Source organism: Spirillospora sp. NPDC046719 (assembly GCF_040645715.1).
GTDB lineage: Bacteria > Actinomycetota > Actinomycetes > Streptosporangiales > Streptosporangiaceae > Spirillospora.
On the sequence record NZ_JBEYYT010000870.1, the window covers coordinates 1 to 1,592 of the forward strand.

Below are 1,592 nucleotides of genomic sequence, written 5' to 3' on the forward strand. Positions count from 1 at the left end.
GCGCTGGTGGCGGCGTTCCGGTCCGGCGCGGCCCGGCTCCTCAGCGCCTGGACGAGCACCGGCGACCGGCCGGTCACCGTCGGCGGGTGCCCCCTGCAGGCGTCCATGGTCGCCATGACGGGCGCCATCGAGATCGCCGTGCACGGCTGGGACATCGCCTGCGCGACCGGGAACCCGCGGCCGATCCCGCCGGGCCTCGCCGGGCTGCTGCTGGACCCCGCCATGGCGCTGGTCACCGACGCGACCCGCGCCGGCCTGTTCGCCCCGGCCGTCTCCGTCCCCGGCACGGCCGCGCCCGCCGACCGGCTGCTGGCCCACCTGGGGCGCGACCCGCTCGCCTTTCAGGCGCGCGGCGCGTAGCGGCGGACGCCGCCCTCCTCGTGGACGTCCAGGAGGCCCTGGTCGGCCAGCACGTCCAGGTGCGCCTCGATCTCCAGCACGGCGAGCATCCGGCTGAAGGCGTCCAGGTCGGCGAGCGCGCGGCGGCGCCGCGTCCAGGCCATCGACGCGGCGACCTCGAAGGCCGTCCCGTGGCCCGCGCGGACCCGCTCGGCGGCGGCGTCGAGGCGGGCGGCGTGGTGCTCCAGCAGCGCGTCGATCCGGGTGTGGACGCTCGCCGTCACCGGCCCGTGCGCGGGCAGCAGCAGCGTGTCGGGCATGTCGCGGACGAGCCGCAGCGAGTCCAGGTAGCTGCGCAGCGGCCGCCGCTCCGGCTCGGCCTCGAGGCCGATGGACGGGCTGATGTGCGGCAGGACGTGGTCGCCGGCGAACAGCAGCCCGGCCGACGCGTCCCGCAGCACCACGTGCCCGCGGGTGTGGCCCGGGGTGGCGAACACGTCCAGCCCGCGCCCGGCCAGCGCGACCCGCTCCCCGTCGTCCAGCCAGGCGTCGGGCGCGGTCAGCGGGTCCTCCTCGCCGGCGGGGTCGCGCGTGATCCCGGCGATCTCCGCGGCGAGCTCGCCGGCGCCGCAGCGGCGGAGCATCTCAATCTGGCGCGCGTGCACGTTGCGCGGGACCGCGGACGCCTCGATCGACGGCCGCTCACCGCGCCCGATCCGCACCCGGGTGCCGAACGACCCGCGCAGCGCGAGCGCCTGCGAGTAGTGGTCCCGGTGCGCGTGCGTGACGAGGAACTGCGCCACGTCGTCGAGCCCGTGGCCGAGCGTCCGCAGCGCGGCTTCGAGCGCCGTGCGGCTGTCGGGCATCGCCCAGCCGGAGTCGACCAGGACGGGGCCGTCCGGGTCCTCGATGACGTAGACGTTGACGGCGTGCAGCGACGGAATGGGCAGCGCCAGCGGGATCCGGTGCACGCCGGGCGCCACTGGATGGGCCCCGGGTTCGTACCATTCCGCCGCCTGTTCCACCACCGGTGCCGTCACCGCGCGCCCCCCGATTCTCGAATCGCGTTCTATTAGTGGAACTTACTTCATCGGGGGAACCGGCACTGCCGCCGGGGTCCCCCGGGTCGGCCGTGCGCGGCGTCCCGGTCGGCTGTGGGCGTCCCGGTCAGCCGTGCGCGGCGTCGCGGTCGGCCGCGCGCCGCGCCTCCTTCGCCGCCTTCCGCGCCTCCCGCGCCGCCTCCTCCGCCCGGT

The 1,592-nt window shown here is 76.9% G+C and carries 2 protein-coding genes; one reads left to right on the forward strand and one right to left on the reverse strand.

Translation table 11 applies throughout. The features are described from left to right. Positions 1–360 (forward strand): maleylpyruvate isomerase N-terminal domain-containing protein (locus ABZ914_RS51110; protein ID WP_500201783.1); only part of this gene is annotated, 360 nt, incomplete at its 5' end. On the opposite strand, the gene ABZ914_RS51115 is transcribed toward ABZ914_RS51110, so the two are convergent. Continuing rightward, positions 342–1,310 (reverse strand): MBL fold metallo-hydrolase, encoded by a 969-nt coding sequence (locus ABZ914_RS51115; protein ID WP_500201784.1) that lies wholly within the window; start codon positions 1,308–1,310, stop codon positions 342–344. The two genes, ABZ914_RS51110 and ABZ914_RS51115, sit on opposite strands and share 19 nt — an antisense overlap. Positions 1,311–1,592 lie beyond the last annotated feature (282 nt).